Raw genomic sequence first — 4,417 nt, 5'->3', positions numbered from 1 at the left:
CCTAATCGTTGTCCTTCTCATCCAGGAGAAATTTTAGCTGAATCCTTAGAACATTTAAATGCAAGCAAAACCGAAATTGCTCGGATTCTTCAAATATCACGCCAGCACTTGCACGGTATCCTTAAAGAAGAACGTCCAGTCACAGCCGTAACAGCAGCTCGCATTGGTAAATTGTTAGGAAATGGACCAGCCCTTTGGCTACAGCTTCAAGCCAATTATGATGCTTGGCATGCTGAACGTGAAACAGATGTTAGCAAAGTTCCAACACTCCATACTGTTTAATTGTATAACTCAGTCTCTAGAAACTTTTCCAAGTGGCTTTATTGCTTTAACTTCTTTAATTTTAAGTGCAATTTTACGCATAAAAGCAAGACTAAAACGCCCTTGTGGTTTTAAATCTTCAAAGTCAAACAAAGATTCGCAAGAAACAACATTAAATTCATCAACACGTACCCAAGATTGCTTTTGCAAACCCACACGTTTGCATTCTATCTCAGGTACTTTTAAGCTAAATTGCAAATTAACTGGCTCTTGAGAAGTGATAGGAAACAAAAAAAGATGCTTTTCAGTTTTAACCATGACACAAGAAGGACGCACTTTACGCCCTGAATGTTCACCTTTTTGCGCTTGTTCGTGCCATAAATAATAATACCGAACAACATCCCCTGCTTTAAACATGTTCATCACTGTTTAAAATGTCATCTAAACCACGATCTAAATCATCTAATATATTTTGCGGTGCATCTGCATAGGAAAAAGATTGTACACTAGAACGCGCTTTTATTAATTCATGATATAAATCAACAGGAAGCATAATGATTTTTTCACGCCCTCGTTTTGTCAAAGCAACAGGTGTTGACATAGCCTCGTCTAAAATATCACCTGCCCCGCGGTTGACATCTGTAAAACTATATTTTTTCATAAGTACAGCCTTTTAATAGATAATACGTATTGTACGTATAATATGTATTATGTAAAGATATTTTACAACGTACTGGAGAGAAAAAGCACCCTCTTGTAACTGAAATAAGCCAATCAAGGGAGCTATTAAACTCATCCTCACCTTAAATAAAAAACTTAAGTGATAGGGCTTTTTTAGCACATGCAATGTAAGCTATTTGTTGACATTTATAGTCTTTCACGCTATATAAAGGAATGATTAAAACGTTTAAAAGCAAAACATTGGCAGAATTATTCAAAACGGGAAATTCATCCAAGATTGATAAGAGACTTGTAAAACGTATCATGGTTCGTCTTGATCGTTTAGATTTTTCTGAAAAACCAGAAGATATGAATCTTCCAGGATTTAACTTTCATTCTTTGATTGGATATTCACCCACTCGTTCACTGTCCACGTTAACGGACCATGGTGTATTACGTTTGAATTTGACTCATGTAATGCTTACCGTGTTGATCTTGAACAATATCACTAAGGATACAGTTATGAATGACATTCCTGCACAAAGAGATAAAAACCGCTGCCCTACTCATCCAGGAGAAGTTTTAGCAGATATTATTCCTGAGACAGGCAAAACAAAATTAGAAATTGCACAGATGCTCGGTATATCACGCCAACATCTTTATGATATCCTGAAGGCAAAAAAGCCAGTTTCTCCTGCTATTTCTGCTTGCCTTGGAAAAATGTTTGGTGATGGAGCTGCCATATGGTTACGTATGCAAGCCAATTATGATGCTTGGCATGCTGAACGGGAAACAGATGTTAGCAAAGTTCCAACACTAACAGCTAGCGAAATGAATGCGCAAATGGAACATAGCCATTCGTAATCTTTTCCCCGCCCTTAAAGACGGGGAGATGAGTCATGTTTAAAAAACTAAGCAGCCTTTTTAATGGGATTCTTTAAACTGGCTCATAAGTTTTCAACAAAGGTTCCATAATCGGAGGAGGTCTTAAAGACCCAAAATTTTGAGTGCATTCGGACTTTCATCTTGAAGCTTTAAAATTAAAGCTTTTTCTATCGCATCCATGGTTTCAATGAGAGCACTAAAAACTTTATCTTCAACATCATCACGATCAGAAAACTGATACAATGCCATCCATAAATCACATAAGAAGTTGGTATCTATCTTCATTGTACACCTCCATGGATTTGCTCTCTCAAACATGCTAGTCCTCTGGATGTGATTTTTGTTGAAGGGAGTACCTTTTCTGTACCGTCTGGCCTTTGAATAGTAATAGCAGGGCAATCCATAAAGCCTTTCTTGATTTTATCTTGGTAAGGTAACAGAGGCGCCCCTGGAGCACGTCGATAGATCCAATCATGTTTACGCAAGTAATCGGTTAAGTCCTTTGGTCGTACTTCTAACATCTTGCGGCTTCAATAAGACCAAACAAACCATCAGAACGTTTTAGACCCTCAAGCGCCTCTGCTTTTGGTGCTAATTCTGCAATAACATGATCTTTTTTCTCGATTTGACTTTGTAGATGATTCAAAACACCCAGTAATGCTTCTGGTTTAGAGTAGTCAACTTGTGGTGTTGCTACTTGCCTTTCCAACTCTTGCCAACGGTCAATAATCTTTGCTCGCAAGACAGTGCTGTAACCAGACACGAGAATTAAACATTCGCGCTTGGGTAGATTATAGCAGTTTTGAGGCTTTCCCTGTTTGTCTAAATAGGTGCCCCCAAATTTGGGGAGACCTCTTTCAGGGTATAATTCTTCAAGTATTTTCTTGATATCTCGCATAACATGGTCATGCCTTTTACCACACAATTCGGCAATCTCACGACTAGACATAGTCGGAACCGCTGCGTCGTTAGCAACGTTTTCCGTAATTTTAATAAAGGTATTCATTGCGAACTCCTTATGGTTAGATGTTTTCATTGACACCTTAGAAAGGTATCGGGTGCTAGCAACACATTGATTTATATATAATTTACTGTTTTGCATATTGAATTAAAGCCCCGAATATAGTAAGATTTTCTTATTCTAAACCCTCTCAGATTGAATCAATTCATATCACTTGCTTGCACGTCAAAAGCGGGGCTGGCGTGTGGGTAAAAACTGTATAAGAAAGGACTAAAATGGCTCTTATGAACCGTCTTAATGCAAGATCTGTCGCAACATTGGGGGCTGGCAAATATAATGATGGTGCTGGCTTATTACTTCACAAGCGTAAAGATGGTGGTGCTCAATGGATTTACCGTTATACTATTCACGGACGTCGTCGTGAAATGGGCTTGGGAGCATTGCGAGATGTCTTTTTAAAACAAGCCCGTGAATTGGCAACTGGGTGGCGTTCGGTTTTACGTGAGGGTCGTGACCCCATTAAAGAACGCAATAAACAAAAGCGTGAAGCAATAAGCAATCTCCATTATTTAAAAGATATTGCTCTAGATGCTTTTGAAAGTCGTAAAGCTGAATTAAAAGGGGATGGGAAAGATGGAAATTGGTTTGCACCTTTGCGGCTTTACATTCTCCCTAAATTAGGCTGTCTGCTGGTTTCTGAGATTACACAAACAGAGATACGCAACACGCTTGCCCCTATCTGGCATACAAAAGCTGGAACAGCAGAGAAAGCACTCATTCGCCTTAATATATGTCTCAAACATGCGGCTGCATTAGGATTGGATGTTGATTTACAAGCAGCAGAAAAAGCACGCGCTCTTTTAGGCAAACAACGTTATAAAAAACAAAATATACCAGCTATGGATTGGAGAGATGTGCCGGCTTTTTATAAAATACTTTGTCAAAAAACAACCCTAACACAACTGGCTTTGCGGTTGCTTATTCTGACAGGCGTTCGCACACGTCCTTTACGTTATATCCATAAGGAACAAGTTGATGGAGATATATGGACTATTCCTGCTGAAAATATGAAAGGAAAGCGTGATACAACAAAAGAATTTCGCGTGCCTCTATCATCTGAAGCATTAGACATTTTAAAACAAGCACGATTGCTTTCTCGTAATGATTTTTTCTTTTCTGCAACCGGTCGGGGGGCTCTTGCGCAGAAGTGTATGGCTCAATATATGAGAGATAATAAACTTGATGCCTGCCCGCATGGTTTTCGTTCTAGTTTACGCGATTGGCTTGCTGAAATAACCGATGCCCCCTATGAGGTCGCTGAAACTATTCTAAGTCATACGGTAGGAGGACAAGTAGAGCGCTCCTATCGTCATACTGACTATCTAGAGCAACGCCGTATCTATATGGATAAATGGGCGGCTTATGTCACTGGGCAATCTTAAGATATGGGGTAATTTACCCCATCATCTGTGGATAACTTTTTCTCTCTCAATAAGACTCATAAATTATCACATCAGAAATTGTATGATAAAATATTGTTTTCTATAAATAAAATACCTTCAAAAATAAACCAAAATGTGCTTAATAAATAGGCATAATTTGGTTCTATTTTTTGAAAATAAAAGGATTTTAGAATGACAGAAAATGATA

General features: G+C 38.5%; 5 protein-coding genes and 3 pseudogenes. 4 read left to right on the top strand and 4 right to left on the bottom strand.

The features are described from left to right. Positions 1-282 (top strand): HigA family addiction module antitoxin (locus tag PVV66_RS09135; RefSeq protein WP_273719552.1); only part of this gene is annotated, 282 nt, incomplete at its 5' end. 9 nt (positions 283-291) lie between these two features. Here PVV66_RS09135 and PVV66_RS09130 read toward each other — a convergent pair. Further along, a complete protein-coding gene (locus PVV66_RS09130; protein ID WP_273719550.1) occupies positions 292-678 on the bottom strand; it encodes a hypothetical protein in 387 nt (128 codons plus the stop codon). Next, positions 671-922 carry a type II toxin-antitoxin system prevent-host-death family antitoxin gene (locus tag PVV66_RS09125; RefSeq protein WP_012231061.1) on the bottom strand — a complete coding sequence of 84 codons (252 nt, stop codon included), beginning with the start codon at positions 920-922 and terminating at the stop codon, positions 671-673. Before PVV66_RS09125 ends, PVV66_RS09130 begins: the two co-directional genes overlap by 8 nt. Before the next feature lie 233 nt (positions 923-1,155). Here PVV66_RS09125 and PVV66_RS09120 point away from each other — a divergent pair. Together PVV66_RS09120 and PVV66_RS09115 are read left to right on the top strand one after the other, a co-directional pair. Beyond that, positions 1,156-1,433: pseudogene (locus PVV66_RS09120) on the top strand (type II toxin-antitoxin system RelE/ParE family toxin). Between the two features lie 10 nt (positions 1,434-1,443). Further along, positions 1,444-1,785: a HigA family addiction module antitoxin gene (locus PVV66_RS09115; protein WP_034454109.1), complete on the top strand. Its 342-nt coding sequence runs from the start codon at positions 1,444-1,446 to the stop codon at positions 1,783-1,785. Between the two features lie 47 nt (positions 1,786-1,832). Here the strand turns inward: PVV66_RS09115 and PVV66_RS09110 are convergent. Further along, positions 1,833-2,091: pseudogene (locus tag PVV66_RS09110) on the bottom strand (hypothetical protein). Beyond that, positions 2,088-2,812: pseudogene (locus tag PVV66_RS09105) on the bottom strand (phage antirepressor KilAC domain-containing protein). Before PVV66_RS09105 ends, PVV66_RS09110 begins: the two co-directional pseudogenes overlap by 4 nt. A 230-nt stretch (positions 2,813-3,042) precedes the next feature. Between PVV66_RS09105 and PVV66_RS09100 the strand changes: the two are divergent. Then, the gene (locus PVV66_RS09100; protein WP_273719542.1) at positions 3,043-4,209 is read left to right on the top strand and encodes a site-specific integrase; all 1,167 of its coding nucleotides are present in this window, start codon (positions 3,043-3,045) and stop codon (positions 4,207-4,209) included. Positions 4,210-4,417 lie beyond the last annotated feature (208 nt).

The sequence above is a fragment of the Bartonella sp. AU16XJBT genome (assembly GCF_028618665.1).
In the GTDB taxonomy this organism is placed as follows: Bacteria; Pseudomonadota; Alphaproteobacteria; order Rhizobiales; family Rhizobiaceae; genus Bartonella.
The sequence above is the reverse complement of the archived record's forward strand: the minus strand, read 5'-3'. Positions and strand labels throughout refer to the sequence as shown.

Excerpts from the sequence above, each read along its gene's own strand:
- PVV66_RS09130 (WP_273719550.1), bottom strand. The coding sequence starts at position 678 with ATGTTTAAAGCAGGGGATGTTGTTCGGTATTATTATTTATGGCACGAA.
- PVV66_RS09125 (WP_012231061.1), bottom strand. The coding sequence starts at position 922 with ATGAAAAAATATAGTTTTACAGATGTCAACCGCGGGGCAGGTGATATT.
- PVV66_RS09115 (WP_034454109.1), top strand. The coding sequence starts at position 1,444 with ATGAATGACATTCCTGCACAAAGAGATAAAAACCGCTGCCCTACTCAT.
- PVV66_RS09100 (WP_273719542.1), top strand. The coding sequence starts at position 3,043 with ATGGCTCTTATGAACCGTCTTAATGCAAGATCTGTCGCAACATTGGGG.